The 16,163-nt window shown below is 74.2% G+C and carries 13 protein-coding genes; 7 read left to right on the top strand and 6 right to left on the bottom strand.

Annotation, left to right across the window (positions count from 1 at the left end; all coding sequences use genetic code 11):
- Positions 1–42: 42 nt before the first annotated feature.
- The 6 genes from KIT14_05560 to KIT14_05535 form a co-directional block, all read right to left on the bottom strand.
- Positions 43–1,578, bottom strand: a complete 1,536-nt coding sequence (locus KIT14_05560) for an MFS transporter (protein MCW5890002.1) — start codon at positions 1,576–1,578, stop codon at positions 43–45.
- Positions 1,575–2,870 (bottom strand): methyltransferase domain-containing protein, encoded by a 1,296-nt coding sequence (locus tag KIT14_05555; GenBank protein ID MCW5890001.1) that lies wholly within the window; start codon positions 2,868–2,870, stop codon positions 1,575–1,577. Before KIT14_05555 ends, KIT14_05560 begins: the two co-directional genes overlap by 4 nt.
- Positions 2,871–2,918: 48 nt before the next feature.
- Positions 2,919–3,146, bottom strand: coding sequence for a hypothetical protein (locus KIT14_05550; protein ID MCW5890000.1), 228 nt, complete (start codon positions 3,144–3,146; stop codon positions 2,919–2,921).
- Positions 3,147–3,156: 10 nt separating this feature from the next.
- Entirely contained in the window at positions 3,157–3,492 is a 336-nt protein-coding gene (locus KIT14_05545; GenBank protein ID MCW5889999.1) for a hypothetical protein, read from the bottom strand.
- A 243-nt stretch (positions 3,493–3,735) separates the two neighbouring features.
- Positions 3,736–4,191, bottom strand: coding sequence for a helix-turn-helix domain-containing protein (locus KIT14_05540; GenBank protein ID MCW5889998.1), 456 nt, complete (start codon positions 4,189–4,191; stop codon positions 3,736–3,738).
- Positions 4,192–4,251: 60 nt separating this feature from the next.
- The gene (locus KIT14_05535) at positions 4,252–5,319 is read right to left on the bottom strand and encodes a diacylglycerol kinase (protein ID MCW5889997.1); all 1,068 of its coding nucleotides are present in this window, start codon (positions 5,317–5,319) and stop codon (positions 4,252–4,254) included.
- A gap of 287 nt (positions 5,320–5,606) precedes the next feature.
- On the opposite strand from KIT14_05535, the gene KIT14_05530 reads away from it, so the two are divergent.
- From KIT14_05530 to KIT14_05500, 7 genes are all read left to right on the top strand, one after another.
- Complete coding sequence (locus KIT14_05530) at positions 5,607–8,864, top strand: transglutaminase family protein (protein ID MCW5889996.1); 3,258 nt, start codon at positions 5,607–5,609, stop codon at positions 8,862–8,864.
- A gap of 77 nt (positions 8,865–8,941) precedes the next feature.
- Entirely contained in the window at positions 8,942–11,401 is a 2,460-nt protein-coding gene (locus tag KIT14_05525) for a circularly permuted type 2 ATP-grasp protein (GenBank protein ID MCW5889995.1), read from the top strand.
- Positions 11,398–12,285, top strand: a complete 888-nt coding sequence (locus tag KIT14_05520; protein MCW5889994.1) for a transglutaminase family protein — start codon at positions 11,398–11,400, stop codon at positions 12,283–12,285. The genes KIT14_05525 and KIT14_05520 overlap by 4 nt, the downstream gene beginning before the upstream one ends.
- 78 nt (positions 12,286–12,363) lie before the next feature.
- Positions 12,364–13,728 carry an MFS transporter gene (locus tag KIT14_05515; GenBank protein ID MCW5889993.1) on the top strand — a complete coding sequence of 455 codons (1,365 nt, stop codon included), beginning with the start codon at positions 12,364–12,366 and terminating at the stop codon, positions 13,726–13,728.
- A 124-nt stretch (positions 13,729–13,852) separates the two neighbouring features.
- Positions 13,853–14,506, top strand: a complete 654-nt coding sequence (gene msrA, locus KIT14_05510; GenBank protein ID MCW5889992.1) for a peptide-methionine (S)-S-oxide reductase MsrA — start codon at positions 13,853–13,855, stop codon at positions 14,504–14,506.
- A complete protein-coding gene (locus KIT14_05505) occupies positions 14,503–15,369 on the top strand; it encodes an alpha/beta hydrolase (GenBank protein ID MCW5889991.1) in 867 nt (288 codons plus the stop codon). The genes msrA and KIT14_05505 overlap by 4 nt, the downstream gene beginning before the upstream one ends.
- A gap of 39 nt (positions 15,370–15,408) precedes the next feature.
- The gene (locus tag KIT14_05500; protein MCW5889990.1) at positions 15,409–16,131 is read left to right on the top strand and encodes a DUF4412 domain-containing protein; all 723 of its coding nucleotides are present in this window, start codon (positions 15,409–15,411) and stop codon (positions 16,129–16,131) included.
- Positions 16,132–16,163: the final 32 nt, after the last annotated feature.

Genomic DNA, 16,163 nt, shown 5'->3' with positions numbered 1-16,163 from the left:
CCGGCCGGCGGTGCACCGACGGTCCGGCGCCGGCGCCGGCCGTCAGTGCGGCTCGCCGGCGGCGCGGGCGCGGGCGAGCCGCGTCGCCTCGTCGGCCGCGAGGTGGCGCGCCGCTGCGGCGAGGCAGGCTGCACCGAGCAGGCCGGCGACGAGCGCGAGCAGCAGCGCGGTCCGCAGGTCGCCGGTCGCGACGCTCAGCCGGCCGACGACGTAGGGCCCGAGCGCCAGACCGATGAAGGTGACGACCATCAGATAGGCCGCCGACGCCGTGCCGCGCATGCGCGGCATGACGAGGTCCTGCACGGTCGTCGCGCCCGGCCCGATCCACAGGCTCGATGCGGCGGTGGCGAAGAAGCTCAGCACGAGGCCGAGCGTCGTATGCTCCGTCGTCAGCATCCAGGCGGCGAGCGGCGCGCCGAGGAGCCCGCAGGCGACACCGACGTGGAGCCGTCCCGCCGGCCAGCGACGGCGAAGCCGATCGGCCCACAGCCCGCCCAGGGTCGTGCCGAGCCAGCCGCCGGCGGCGGCCGCACCGCCGAGGACGAGCCCCGCGCGGGCCGCGTCGAGCCCGTGCACGCGCATGAAGAACGCCGGTAGCCAGAAGCCGAGCGCGTAGCCGACGAAGGCGAGCAGCGCGAAGCCGAGGCCGGCGAGGACGAGCGACGGCGTGCGCGTGAGCAGCGCGAACGTCGGCCGATCGCGGCGCGCGAGGGCCTGGAGCCAGGAGACGCCGGCATAGACGCCGACGCCGAGCGCCAGCCATTGCGCCGGCGTCCCGAGCCAGGCGACGAGGCCCCACGCCGCGGCGGTGACGAGGACGGCGACGGCGAGATTCACGGCGAGCGCCCGCCCGCCGAGCCGCGCCATCGTGAGCAGCGTGAAGGGCGGCAGCACCGCGAGCAGCTCCTCGCCGCAGGCACGGAACGGATGCGGATGCGGCGGCACGACGATCCCTTCGCCCTGCCCCCGCAGCGGCTCGCGCAGCGTCGCCACCCAGCCCGCGAGCAGAAGCCCGGGCAGCCCGACGACGAGGAACGCGACCTGCCAGCCCCGCAGCCCGAAGGGCGTCGGTCCGCCGCCCCAGGCGGCGTCCCAGCGGTCGACCACGAGGCCGCCGATGCCGAGACCGAGGCCCGCGCCGATGTAGATGCCGCTCGAGTAGATCGCGAGCGCGGTGGCGCGCCGCTCGGGAGGGAACCAGTCCGAGAGCAGCGAGTAGGCGGCGGGCGCCGCGCTCGCCTCGCCCACCCCGACGCCGATGCGCGCCGCGGCCAGCTGCCCGAACGTGCGCGCGAAGCCCGAGAGCATCGTCATGCCGCTCCAGGCGGCGAGCCCGACGGCGATCAGCCGCCGCCGGTCCCAGGTATCGGCCAGTCGCCCGAGCGGGATGCCGAAGACGGCGTAGAACACCGCGAACGCGGTCCCGTAGAGGAACCCGAGCTGCGCGTCGGAGATACCGAGGTCGGCGCGGATGCGCTCGGCCAGGATCGCGAGGATCTGCCGATCGAGGAAGTTGAAGACGTAGACGAGGACGAGGATGCCGAGGACGTAGCGGGCATAGCGCCGATCCGGGGTCATCCGGCGGCCCGCACGACGAGCCGGTCGAGCCCCCAGAACGCCCGGCGCAGCACCCCCGGCGGCCGCTCGTTGCGCCGCAGCCGGGCCGCGAGCCGGCGCACGACGCGGGCCCGCGCCGCGTCGTCGCCGCACAGGCGCCGGACCGCCTCGTCGAGCCCGTCGTGCGCACGGGTCGGGAAGAGGATCGGCACGCCCTGCTCGGTCGGGAACGCCGTGCCGCAGGGCGCACAGCGCAGCGCCATCGGCGCGGGCGCGAGCGGGCCGCGGCAGTCGGGGCAGCGCAGGCACCCCAGGAGCGCCGCCGCGACCCGACGGTCCGGCGCCGGCGGCGGGGTCGCCGGTCGCAGCTCGGGACGCAGCGTCCACGCCGCGTGCGAGGCGAGAAGCTCGTACGACTCCCGCTCCAGCTCCGCCTCGGTGCCGATGAGCCAGCGCGCCAGCGCCCGCTCCGCATCGGCGTCGAGCGGCGGACGCAGCGTCGTGCCCGGCTGCACCTTCACCAGCAGGATGCCCATCGTGCCGGGTCCGTGCGGGCGCGGCGTCGCGGCGCGCACGAGGGCCGCCACCAGCGCGTCGACGTCCTGGATCGCCGCGAAGGCGGCGTCGATCCAGGCACGCGGCCAGAACGGGCTCGCGGGCGCGTCGAGGTACGAGAACAGCGCCTCGTGCCGCAGGTCGGCGCCGAAGAAGGCGTGGAACTCGCGCGCGAGAAAGAAGTTGCGCTCGACGTGCGGCACGCGGGTGTCGATGCGCAGGTGTGCCAGCAGGCGGGCCAGGCGGCCGGGGGCGAGCGCCTCGAGGCTGGTCATCACCACCGCGCGGCGCGCGACGCGCACCAGCTCGGCGAGCGCCTCCACCGGGCGCACGAGGTGCTCGAGCACCTCCGAGGCGAGGACCACGTCGAAGGAGTCGTCCGCGAACGGCAGGCGGCTGACGTCGAGCGTGACGCCGTGGTCGAGCTTGCCCAGGCGCTCGGTGCCGCCCGGCAGGGTCACGGCGTGGTTGACGTCGGCGTAGTAGGCGTCGGCCCCGTGGCGCTCGCGGACGAGGCACGGGACGTGGTCGAGACCGGCGCCCACCTCGAGGAAGCTCTCCACCGGCAAGCGCTCGAGCCAGCGCAGTATCTCGAGCTTGCGCACGAGGTGCTCGAAGCCCTCCTTGCCGAGGCGGGCCGGGCGGCCGTCCGGGCCGTAGACGAGGCTCGAGGCGTCCACCGCATCGATGCCGGCACCGGCCCCGTCGCGCAGGTAGGCGAGGGTCTCGGGCGCCGCGGACGGCTGCGCGTCGGCCATGGGGCGCCGAGGTTCTGACACAGCCGAGCCCATGAGGGCCAGCCGCGCTCAGCGCAAGGTGACGTCGAGGGGGTCGGGGAACCCGGCCTGATGCATGAACGGCTGCGCCGCGCCGGCGAGGGCAGCGGCGATGAGCAGGACGCGAACCACCTCGTAGACGACGCGCATGCCGCCGGTCGGGCGTTCCAGGAGGCGGAGTCCCCCTCCGCGCGCCGGCCGCGCCGCGGCGCCGTGCCCGTTCGCCGACATCGCCCGTGCGGACGCGTCGAGGCGCATCGCTGTGTCGTCAGGCCGCCGCACGCGCGACGCCGGCCTCGCGGACGACCGCCGCGTACAGCTCCACGAGGCCCGCCACGATCGCCTGCTGCTCCTCGGGAGACAGCGTCGCGAGATGGGCGCCGGGCCAGGTGCCGTACGGCGGGTCGCCGATCGCGACCCAGATGCGGCGGAAGGCGTCGCACACGGGCCCCGCGGGCGGCTCGCCCTTGAAGGCGCGCCGGAACAGCGAGAGGGCGCGGTCGAGGCGTTCCTGCGGCTCCTGATCGAGCGCCGCCAGCGCAGCGAGCGCCGCGCTCAGTCGCTCGATCCGATCCTCGGTGGTGATCTCGAAGTCGACGAACATCCGACGACACCTCCCCGGGGCACCCCGCCCGGGGCGCGCCATCGTTCGGTCGCGTAACAATCCCCGTGCCGCGAGTGCGCGTCGTGCGGACGTGGATTCCGTCGCGCGCCGCCGTCAGGAGGATGCCGAGGCGGCGCTGCCCTGACGCCGTCCGTGCCCCGGCGCTGGTCGACTCCGGGCGACCGATGCCGCATCCGGCATGCGGCGTGCCGCCGGCGGCTATGGGGGCGAGCGGCGCGCGCGTCAGCCGTTGCGCAGCGCTTCGGCGGCCGAGCGCAGCGCGACGATGAAGGCGGGACGGCGCTCCGGCGGCAGGCTGCGCCACGCCGTCAGCACGCGCACGAGGAGCGGATCGGCGCCTGCGGCCATCGCCACGGCGTCGTAGATCGGGACCGGATCGGTGAGGATGCCGCGCTCGAGCAGCTGGCGCTCGTCGGCACCGAGGTCGTCGCCCGCGAGCCGCTCCAGCTCGGCGCGCAGGGCGCGCTCGACCCGTGCGACGACCAGCATCGGCGTGTGGCGGGCGACGCCCTGCTCGAGCCGGCTGATCGCCCCCTGGCTGCACCCGGCCAATCGGCCGAGCGTCTCCTGGGACATTCCCAGGGAGGTGCGGACACGTCGCACCCGGCTGCCCAGCGCGCGGAGCCAGGCACTCCAGTCGAACGCCGGAACCTCCGGCCGCAGTGCATCGAACGACACGTCCCTACCTAAAGAGGGGAGTGTCAAAACCCACGGCCGATTACAAGGGAATGGGGTATCTCACACCATCAGGCCGCGCGCCGTGTAAAGCGGCAAGTCGAGCGGCGAGAGGAGCCCCGGCCGGGCGGCACATACCGCCGGAATGGCGTTGAGGAGACGGAGCGCCGTCGCCACCAGACCGCCGGTGTTGTGATCGCCGTCCTCGCCCTCGAAGGCGAGATCGCAGACGAAGCGGGGCGAGCCCTCGACGACGACCCGGTAGCATCCGCGGCTGTCGCCGACCGGCTGCGGCCAGTCCGGCGCCAGGTCGTCGCGCAGGCGCGTGACGTGCTCCAGGACGATGCGCGGCCTGCCGCCGACGAGGCCCTGCACCTCGAAACGCAGCGCCGCCATCGTGCCGGCCGGAACGTGGCCGGGGCGAATGTCGAAGGCGCGCTCGGTCGGGATCTTCTCGTAGATCTCCCGTATCTCCTCGACCTCGACCCCGAGCCCGGCGGCGAGGATCTTCACCACCGAGCCCCAGGCCAGCGTGAGGACGCCGGGGATCAACAGCAACGGGGTGTGATCGAGGGGCTTCGCGAAACCCATCGTCTCGAAGAGGACGGTCGGCTGGTCGTAGGTGTCGTAGTTGACGATCTCCATGACCCGCACCGAGTCGACGCGCTCGCAGGCGCTCATGAGGAGCAGCGGCAGCGCGTCGTTCGCGAAGCCCGGATCGATGCCGGACGTGTAGCAGGAGGTGTTGCCGTCGCGGCACGCCTGCTCGAGCTGCTCCACCATGTCCGCGGGCGCCGCCGGCGGATAGACGAGGGGGACGAACGAGGACGACACCACGTTCTTTCCCGCGCGCAGGATGCGGCAGATGTCCTCGATCGCCTCGGCCGGCCGCAGATCCGCGGTCGCCGTGTAGCAGACGCAGTCGGCGTCCTGCGCGAGCAAGGCCTCCGCGTCGGTGGTGGCGCGCACGCCGACCGGCGCCAGACCCGCGATCTCACCGGCGTCGCGCCCGGCCTTGGCGTCGCTCGACACCCACAGCCCGACCAGCTCCAGCTCGGGGTGATTGATGATCGCGCGCAGCGCGAGCTTGCCGACGTTGCCGGTCGACCACTGGATCACGCGGTAGGGCATGGCCGGGCTGTAGCGCGGCACCGGCGCCGCCGACAACCCGCCTCGGTGCACGAACCCAACCTTGACAGGGTAACGCGCCGTTCCGTAGGGTCGCGAGTCGCTGTGCATCCCTTCCCGGCGCCGCACGCCGCGACGGCGAGCCCCATCGCCTACTCGGCTCCCGCTCCCGTGAGCGTGCGCGCCCTGCAGCCGCGCTCGCGCCGAAGGGCGCGACGCGGCACCGACGGATCCAGCGCTCGTCCCCGGTCGGGGGGCCGGCCGAGCGCGGCGGATCTGCGGAGACGCCGATGTCCATCAACGTGGCCCTGCACCATGCGACGCGGTACCGCTACGACCGTCAGGTCCAGCTGTACCCTCAGACGATTCGGCTCCGACCCGCCCCGCACGCGCGCACGCGCATCCTGAGCTACTCGATCAAGGTCGAGCCCGAGCCGCACTTCCTCAACTGGGTGCAGGACCCGCAGAGCAACTGGCTCGCGCGGGTCGTCTTCCCCGAGCTCGTCGAGGAGTTCACCGTCGACGTCGATCTCGTCGCCGAGATGGCGGTGATCGATCCGTTCGACTTCTTCCTCGAAGACGCGGCGGAGCAGGCGCCCTTCCGCTACTCCGAGGCCGAGGCCAAGGACCTGCGCCCGTACCTCGAGACCGAGCCGGCGGGGCCGCGCCTCCAGGCGCTGCTCGCCTCGATCGACCGCACCCCGCGACGCACGATCGACTTCCTCGTCGACCTGAACCAGCGCCTGCAGCGCGAGATCGGCTACGTCATCCGCATGGAGCCCGGCGTCCAGTCGACCGAGGAGACGCTCGGCCTCGCCAGGGGCTCGTGCCGCGACTCGGGCTGGCTGTTGGTCCAGGTGCTGCGCCACCTCGGCCTCGCCGCGCGCTTCGCGTCGGGCTACCTGATCCAGCTGAAGGCCGACGAGAAGGCGCTCGACGGGCCGTCGGGCACCGACCACGACTTCACCGACCTGCACGCCTGGGCCGAGGTGTACCTGCCCGGCGCGGGCTGGGTCGGACTCGATCCGACCTCGGGCCTGTTCGCGGGCGAGGGACACATTCCGCTCGCCTGCACGCCGGATCCGTCGTCGGCGGCGCCGATCAGCGGCATCGTCGGCGGCGACTTCGAGTGCGACTTCGGCTTCGAGATGAAGGTGGAGCGCATCCACGAGGATCCGCGCGTCACCCTGCCCTACAGCGAAGCGCAGTGGGCCGCGATCAGCGCCGCCGGACATGCCGTCGACGCGCGCCTCGCCGCCGGCGACGTGCGCCTCACCATGGGCGGCGAGCCGACCTTCGTGTCGATCGACGATCCCGACGGCGACGAGTGGAACGTCACCGCGCTCGGGCCCGACAAGCGCCTCCTCGCCGGCGACCTCGTGCGGCGCCTGCGCGACCGCTTCGCGGACGGCGCGCTGCTGCACTTCGGCCAGGGCAAGTGGTACCCGGGCGAGCCGCTGCCGCGCTGGGCGCTCGGCTGCTACTGGCGCCGCGACGGCGAGCCGATCTGGACCGACAAGTCGCTGGTCGCCGACGATCGCGTCTCCGACGGCATGACCGCCGCGCACGCCGAGCAGTTCATCACCGCGCTCGCGGTGCGTCTCGGCATCGAGCCCGAGCGCTCCATCCCGGCGTGGGAGGACATCTGGTACTACATGGCGCGCGAGCGCCGGCTGCCGGTGAACATCGATCCCCTCGACCACAAGCTCGACGACAAGCTGGAGCGCGACCGGCTGGCGCGCGTTTTCGAGCAGGGGCTCGGCAGCATCGTCGGCTACGCGCTGCCGCTCGCGCCGACCGGCTGGACCTCGCACGTCGGCTGGCAGACCGGCCGCTGGTTCCTGCGCACCGAGCGCATGTACCTCCTGCCCGGCGACTCGCCGATGGGCCTGCGCCTGCCGCTCGACTCGCTGCCCTGGCTGCCGGAGGGCGAGCGCGCCTTCGCATGGGAGACCGATCCGATGGCGCCGCGCCGCACGCTGCCGCCGCGGCTCCAGCTGTCGCGCAAGCCGGGCGAGAAGAAGGACGCGCCGGCCATGGAGCCGCTGCCGCCGGGCTTCCTGCGCACCGCGCTCTGCGTCGAGCCGCGCGACGGCCGCCTGCACGTCTTCATGCCGCCGGCGCCGTGGGCCGAGGCGTATCTCGACCTCGTCGCCGCGGTCGAGGACACCGCGCGCACGCTCGGCATGCGCGTGCTGATCGAGGGCTACCAGCCGCCGCACGACTTCCGCATCCGCAAGCTCGAGGTGACGCCCGACCCCGGCGTCCTCGAGGTGAACATCCATCCCGCCGACCACTGGGGCGAGCTCGAGGAGCACGTCGTCGGGCTCTACGAGGAGGCGCGCCTCACTCGTCTCGGCACCGAGAAGTTCATGGTCGACGGGCGTCACAGCGGCACCGGTGGCGGCAACCACGTCACCATCGGCAGCGCGTACCCGTGGGACAGCCCGCTCCTGCGGCGGCCCGATCTCCTCGCGAGCCTGCTGGTCTACTGGCAGCACCACCCGGCGCTCTCGTACGTCTTCTCGGGCCTCTTCATCGGCCCGACGTGTCAGGCGCCGCGCATCGACGAAGCGCGCCACGACCAGCTGCACGAGCTCGAGATCGCGATCGCCGAGCTGCCGCGCGAGGGCACGCCGCCGCCGTGGCTCGTCGACCGCATCTTCCGCCACCTGCTCGTCGACGTCAGCGGCAACACGCACCGCGCCGAGTTCTGCATCGACAAGCTCTACGATCCCGAGAGCGCGCGCGGGCGGCTCGGGCTCCTCGAGCTGCGCGCGTTCGAGATGCCGCCGCACGCGCGCATGAGCCTCGTGCAACAGCTCCTCCTGCGCGCGCTGATCGCACGCTTCTGGGAGACGCCGTACCGGCGGCCGTTCGTCCGCTGGGGCACGATCCTGCACGACCGCTTCCTGCTGCCGCACTTCCTCGCCCAGGATCTGCGCGACGTGCTGGCCGAGTGCCGCGACGCCGGCTTCGACCTCGATCCCGAGTGGTTCCGCCCGCATCTCGAGTTCCGCTTCCCGCACGTGGGCAGCGTCGCCTACGCCGGGCTCGAGCTCGACCTGCGCACCGCGCTCGAGCCCTGGCACGTCCTCGGCGAGGAGGGCGGCACGGTGCGCTACGTCGACTCGTCGGTCGAGCGCCTCCAGGTGCTGGTGCGTGCGATGACCGACACGCGCCACGTCGTCACCTGCAACGGCCGCCCGCTGCCGCTGCACCCGACGGGCACCGCCGGCGAGTTCGTCGCCGGCGTGCGCTATCGCGCCTGGCAGCCGCCGTCGTGCCTGCACCCGACGATCGGCGTGCACTCGCCGCTCGTGTTCGACGTCGTCGACATCTGGGCGGGCCGCTCGATCGGCGGCTGCGTCTACCACGTGGCCCATCCCGGCGGACGGGCGCACGAGACGCGCCCGGTCAACGCCTACGAGGCCGAATCCCGCCGCATCGCCCGCTTCTTCCGATTCGGGCACACCCCGGGCACCATGGTGGTGACGCCCGAGCGACCGCATCCCGACTTCCCCCTGACGCTGGACCTTCGACGTTGAGCCGCGACACCGCCCGCCCCGCCGCCGAACCCGCGCTGCGCCTGCGCTACGCGCCGCCCGAGCGCGCGTACGACGAGATGCTCGCGGGCGCGGACCAGCCGCGCGAGCACTGGACGACGTTCGTGCGCGCGATCGAGGGGCTCGGGCCGAACGCGCTCGCGCGGCGCTGGGACGAGGCGCGGCGCCTCCTGCACGAGAACGGCGTCACCTACAACGTCTACGGCGACCCGCGCGGCGTCGAGCGCCCGTGGGAGCTCGACCCGCTGCCGCTCGTCCTCGACGGCGACGCCTGGCGCACGCTCGAGGCGTCGCTGGCACAGCGCGCGCTGCTGCTCAACCTGATCGTCGCCGACCTCTACGGCCGCCAGCGCCTCCTGCGCGAGGGGGTCTACCCGCCCGAGCTGGCGTTCGCCCACGCGGGCTATCTGCGCCCGTGCCATGGCCTCGAGGTTCCGCAGGGCACGTGGCTCACGCTGCACGCGGCCGACATCGCGCGCGCGCCCGACGGCAGCTGGCGTGCGCTCGCCGACCGCACGCAGGCGCCGTCCGGCGCCGGCTATGCGCTCGAGAACCGGCTCGTGCTGCGCCAGACGCTGCCCGAGCCGTTCCGCGACTGCCGCGTGCTCCGCCTCGCGAGCTTCTTCCGCACGCTGCGCGACACGCTGCGCGGCCTCGCCCCGCGCCACCGCGAGAACCCGCGCATCGTGCTGCTGACGCCGGGGCCGTACAACGAGACCTACTTCGAGCACGCGTATCTCGCGCGCTATCTCGGCTTCGCGCTGGTCGAGGGCAGCGACCTCACCGTGCGCGATCGCGCCGTCTTCCTGAAGACGCTCGGCGGCCTCCAGCCCGTCGACGTGATCCTGCGCCGCCTCGACGACGACTTCTGCGATCCGCTCAGCCTGCGCGCCGACTCGTCGCTGGGCGTCCCGGGCCTCGTCGAGGCCGTGCGCGCCGGCACCGTGACCGTGGCGAACGCGCTCGGCAGCGGCGTCGTCGAAACGCCGGCGCTGATGGCGTTCCTGCCGCAGCTCTGCCGGCGCCTGCTCGGGGAAGACCTGACGCTCGCCTCCGTGCCGACGTGGTGGTGCGGCACGCCGGACGGGCTCGCATACGTCGAAGCCAACCTCGAGCGTCTGGTCGTGAAGCCGGCGTTCCCCGGCGGCGGGCAGGAAGCCGTGTTCGGCGCGGCGCTCACCGCGGTCGGTCGCGAGGCGCTGCGCGTGCGCATCCGCGCGCGACCGTACGCCTGGGTCGGCCAGGAGGAGATGGCGCTCTCGACCGCGCCGGTGTGGACCGGCGGCGGCGTCGAGCCGCGGCCGATCGTCCTGCGGACCTTCCTCGTCGCCAACGACGGCCGCTACGAAGCGATGGCGGGCGGGCTGACGCGGGTCGCGCCCCAGGCCGGCTCGCTCGTCGTCTCGATGCAGCGGGGCGGCGGCAGCAAGGACACCTGGGTCCGCTCGCACGGCCCGGTCCCGCCCGTGACCCTGCTCCGGCCCGCGGGCGCGCCCATCGAGCTCACCCGCGGCGGCAGCGAGCTGTCGAGCCGCGTCGCCGACGACCTCTTCTGGCTCGGCCGCTACACCGAGCGCGCCGAGGGCCAGGCGCGCCTGCTGCGCGCCATCCTGTCGCGGCTCGGCGACGAATCCAGCGCCGGCGCGGAGGTGATGTCGCTGGTCGACGCCTACGCCGACCAGGCACGTCTCGCGCCGAGCTACGCCTACGAGGCGAGCACCGACGGCCCGCGCCTCAGCGAGCGCGCGCTGGTCGCGGCGGCGTTCGAGCCGCCGCGCGGACGCTCGGTGCGCGCCGCGGTCGCGGCGGCGCAGCGGCTCGGCGCCGTCGTGCGCGATCAGATCTCGCTCGACACCTGGCGCACGCTCGGGCTGCTCGAGCGCGACGTCGCGCAGCTGGCGTCGGGCGGCCCGTTCGCACCCGGGGTCGCGCTCGCGGTGCTGAACCGTCTGGTCCTCGGCCTGGCGTCGTTCAGCGGGCTGGCGATGGAGAGCATGACGCGCGGCCAGGGCTGGCGCTTCGCCGACATGGGTCGGCGCCTCGAGCGCGCGCTGCACACCGCGGGGCTCCTGCGCACGACGCTCGGGCGCCCGCGCGACACCGAGGGCCCGCTGCTCGACGCCCTCCTCGACGTGCTCGACCTCGGCATCACCTACCGGCGCCGCTACCTCGGCGCCCTCGAGCTGGTGCCGGTGCTCGACCTCGTCCTCCTCGACGAGACCAGCCCGCGCTCGGTGGCGTTCCAGCTCGTCGCGCTCGAGAAGCACGTCGGCCGCCTGCCGCGCGACGAGACGCGCGCCATGCGCAGCGCCGAGGAGCGCCTGGCGCTCACCAGCACCACCCGGCTGCGCCTCGCCGACGTCGGCGCGCTCGCCGTCGTCGATCCGACGGGACGCCGCGCCCACCTGACGGGTCTGCTCGCGGCGCTCGACCAGGACCTGACGGCGCTCTCCGACGCCATCACCCGCAGCTACCTCAGCCATGCGGAGACCTCGCGGCCGCTCGGTGGGGGCACGTGAACTACCGCGTCACGCACACGACGACGTACCACTACGAGGACGTCGTCTCCGTCTGCCACAACGAGCTGCGCCTGACGCCGCGCAGCGGCCGCAGCCAGACCGCCCGGCGCACGCAGCTCCTCGTCGACCCGGCGCCGGCGGTGCTGGCGTCGCATCTCGACGTCTTCGGCAACGTCGTGAGCTTCGTCGCCGTGCAAGAGCCGCACCGCAAGCTCGTCGTCACCGCCAAGAGCGACGTCGAGGTCACCGCGCGCCCCCCGCTCGATCCCGACGACGCGCCGCCGTGGGAGCAGGTGCGCGACCGCATCCGCACCGACCGCACGGCCGAGGGGCTGTCGGCGTATCAGTTCGTCTTTCCGTCGCCGCAGGTCACCTGGGGCGAGGAGCTGGTCGACTGGGCCCGCGTGTCGTTCCGGGCGGGCCGCTCGCTCCTCGACGCCACGCTCGACCTGGTGCACCGCGTCCACGCCGACTTCGCCTACGACCCCCACGCGACGACGGTCTCGACGCCGGTCGCGGAGGTGTTCGCCGCCCGCCGCGGCGTCTGCCAGGACTTCGCCCACCTCGCCATCGCCTGCGTGCGCGCCATGGGCCTGCCCGCGCGCTACGTGAGCGGCTACATCCTGACGACGCCGCCCGAGGGTCAGGAGCGCCTCGTCGGCGCCGACGCCTCGCACGCCTGGCTCGGCGTCTACATCCCGGGCGGCGGCTGGATCGACGTCGACCCGACCAACGACTGCATCGCCGGCGAGCAGCACGTCACGCTGGCGTGGGGCCGCGACTACGGCGACGTCGCCCCGCTGCGCGGCGTCGTCCTCGGCGGCGGCGCCCACACGATGCAGGTGTCGGTCGACGTCGTGCCCGCACCCGAACGCGCGGCGTGATCCGCGCCGGCGCACCGCCCCAAGCCGCAGGCCGCGCGCGCGGCTTGGCTGGCGGGGCGGCGTCTGCCAGGAAGCCTCGTGTCCCGGACGCAGGCGATCGCCCGTGCCCGCGAAGCGGCGACGGCGCCGCTCACCGCGGGGCTCGTTCTCACCGTGGCCGCGGTCGCCTTCGAGGCGCTCGCCGTGCCGACGGTGATGCCCGCGGTCGTCGGCGAGCTCGGCGACCTCGACGCCTACGGCTGGATGTTCAGCGCGTTCTTCCTCGCCAACGTCGTCGCGTCGGTCGCGGCCGGCCAGGGCATCGATCGCCTCGGCCCGCTGCCGCCGTTCGCGGCCGGCATGGGTCTGTTCGCGCTCGGGCTCGGCGCGGCCGGCAGCGCGACCGGCACGCCGACGCTGATCGCGGCGCGCGCGATCCAGGGGCTCGGCGGCGGCGCCCTGTGGGCCGTCGTGTACGCCGTGGTCGCCCGTGCCTATCCCGCCGACGCGCGGCCGCGCATGCTCGCCGTGCTGTCGACGGCGTGGGTCGTGCCGGGCCTCGTCGGGCCGGCGCTCGCAGGCGTGGCCGCGGATCATCTCGGCTGGCGCGTGATCTTCGTCGGACTGATTCCGCTCCTCGGCGTCGCGACGGCGCTCGCGGTGCCGGCGCTGCGGCGCGTGCCGCGCGCGGTGCCGACCGAGGCCGACACCGCCCGGCGCGTCGCCGCCGCCGTCGTGCTCGCGGCCGGCGTCGTGCTGCTGCTCGTCGGGCTCGAGCGCCGCGGCCCGCTGCTGCCGTGCCTGGCGGGCGGCGTGCTGCTCGCGCTCGCCGGGCTGCGGCCGCTCATGCCGCCAGGGGTGTTCACGCTGGCGCCGGGGCTGCCGGCGGCGATCGTCGTCGTCGGGCTCGTCTGCGTCGCGTTCTTCGGCGCCGAGCCGGGTGTTCCGCTCCTGGCGACGGCGCTGCTGGGGCAGTCGGCCACGGCGGCGGGGCTGGCGCTCACCGGCGCGACGCTCACCTGGACGGCCGGTGCATGGCTCCAGGCCCGCCTCGTGCGCACACGCAGCCGGCGCGCGCTGGTCGCGAGCGGGTGCGCCGTCATCGCGCTCGGCGTCGCGGCGGCGGCGGCGAGCGCCGCCGGCAGCGCGTCGATCGCGTTCGTGTGGGGGGCGTGGAGCCTCGCCGGCCTCGGCATGGGGCTGACGCACGCGACCGTCAGCCTCATCGTGCTCGAGGAGGCGCCGGAGGGCGGCGAGGGCACCGCGTCGGCGGCGATGCAGCTCGCCAACGTCATCGGCGCGGCGCTCGGTGCCGGCGTGCTCGGGGCGATGGTCGCGACGGCGAACGACACGCGCGAGGGACTCGTGCGCGGGTTCGCCGCCGTGGGCGCCGCGGCGGTGCTGGCGACGGCGGCGGCACGCCGCCTGCCCGCGTCGCCCGCCCGCAGCAGCGACGCCGCCTGACACGACGGGCGCGGTCGTCGCCCGGCGCCTCGACGCCGGCCGGGGCACACGAACCGGGCGTGGACGACCGCCGAGCACCCCGGGCGGCATGGCCCGAGCGATCCGTCGCTGCTAGCTTCGCGCCATGGCCTACGGCTCCGCCAAGCTCCGCCTGCCCACTCCCGAGGAAGCCCTCCCCGGCCGCGCCGCGCGCATGCGCGTGCCGGCGAAGCACTACGTGCTCGGCACGCCGCTCGAGCCGCCCTACCCCGGCGGCATGCAGCAGGTGCAGCTCGGCATGGGCTGCTTCTGGGGGGCGGAGAAGATGTTCTGGCAGACCCCCGGCGTGTACTCGACCTCGGTCGGGTACAGCGGCGGCGTGACGCCGAATCCGACCTACGAGGAGGTGTGCAGCGGCCGCACCGGCCACGCCGAGGTCGTGCTCGTCGTCCACGACCCGACGCAGGTGAGCTTCGACGACCTGCTGAAGGTCTTCTGGGAGGGCCACGACCCGACCCAGGGCATGCGGCAGGGCAACGACGTCGGCACCCAGTATCGCTCGTCGCTCTACTGGACGACCGAGGCGCAGCGCGAGGCGGCGGAGGCGTCGCTGGCGGCGTACCAGGCGGCGCTCGCGAAGGCCGGTCTCGGGACCATCACCACCGAGCTGCGCCCGGCGCCGACGTTCTACTGGGCCGAGGAGGACCACCAGCAGTACCTGGCAAAGAACCCGTGGGGGTACTGCGGCCACGGCGGCACCGGCGTCGCCTGCCCGGTCGGCCTCGGAGTCGCGCAGTGAGCGACGTGCTGACGCCCACCGAGCCGCTCGTGCCGAGCGACGGCATCTCCCTCGCCGCCTGGACCGCCGGTCCCCCCGGCGGCCCGCTCGCCCTCCTGGTGCACGCCAACAGCCTCTGCGCGACCACGCTGACCGAGCTGGCGCGCCCCCTCGCCGCCACCCATCGCGTCGTCGCCTGGGACATTCGCGGCCACGGCCGCTCGAGCGTGCCCGCCGACCTCGACGCCTACGCCTGGGAGCGCTTCGCCGACGACCTGACGGGCGTCGTGCGCCGGCTCGGCCCCGTCGACCTCGTCGCCTGCCACTCGTTCACCGGCTCGTGCGCGCTGGTCGCGGGCGCGAAGTCGCCAGGGCTGTTCCGGCGCCTCGTGCTGATGGACCCGGTCCTGCTGCCCGCCGATCCCGAGCGCGCCGCCGCGCTGGCGAGGGGCACGCGCGAGAAGGCGCCGCGTACGTTCCCGGGCCCGATCGACGAGGCGGTGGCGACGCTGCGCCGCAACCGCCTGTTCGCGCGCTGCACCGAGGAGTCGGTGCGGCACTACGTCGAGGACGGCATGCTGCTCGGCGCCGACGGCACCCGCACGCTGCGCTGCTCGCGCGACGTCGAGGCGGCGGTGTACGAGCGCCGGCTCGGCGGCGAGCGCCTCGTCGAAGCTGCGGGCGCGGGCCGCATCCCCGTCCTGCTGCTCCATGCCGAGGAGCGCCGCGTGGTCGAGCTGGCGCCGACGGAGCGGCGCTACGCCGAGCAGGTGGTCGCGGCGAGCCCGGGCTCGACCCTGACGGAGGTCGCGGGCGTGGGCCACTTCATGCCGCTCGAGGCGCCCGAGCGCACCGCCGAGCTGATCCTCGCCTGGGGACGGTGAGGCTCGACGCCCCACACCCCGACTGGTAGAGCCCGCGCCATGCGACACCTCGCCACCGCCGCCCTCCTCGCGCTCGTCACGGCGCTCCCCGCCCTCGCCGACGACCTCGTCATCAAGCAGCGCACGACCATGGGCTCGGGCGGCGAGCAGCGCACCCGCGAGGAGACGCAGTACGTCACCGACACGCTCGTGGTGGTCGAGAGCCCGGACTCGCGCACGCTCGTCGACCTCGACGGCGAGCGCATGACGATCGCCGACAAGGACAAGAAGAGCTACTTCGAGATCACCTTCGCCGAGCTCCAGAAGCAGGGCGAAGCGGTGCAGAAGAAGATGGCCGAGCTGCCGCCCGAGGCCCGCCAGCAGATGGAGGGCATGTTCGGGAAGGGTGAGCCGGTGGTGGTGACGCCCACCGGCAAGACCGAGAAGATCGCCGGCTACACGGCCAAGGAGTACGCCCTGAAGGGCGGCCCGTTCAGCGGCACGGTGTGGTCGACGGAGGACATGCCGGTGCCGGTGGCGATGACGAAGTGGCGCGAGCTGTCGTCGAAGTCCGCCGCGCACCAGGGTCCGGCCGAGCAGCTCACGAAGGCGCTCGCCCAGATCAAGGGCGTGCCGCTGCGCACCACGCTGACGACGCGCATGGGCGGCGGTGAGCTGCTGAACGCCACCGAGGTGCTCGAGATCTCGAAGGCGTCGCCGCCGGCGGACGTGAAGAAGATCCCCGACGGCTTCACGCAGACTCCCGCGCCGCGCCTCGAGTAGGCCGCGGAGCGGCCTTGGGGTCAGGGGGCGAC

This window comes from bacterium, from assembly GCA_026129405.1.
GTDB lineage: Bacteria > Desulfobacterota > Binatia > DP-6 > DP-6 > JAHCID01.
The sequence above is the reverse complement of the archived record's forward strand: the minus strand, read 5'-3'. Positions and strand labels throughout refer to the sequence as shown.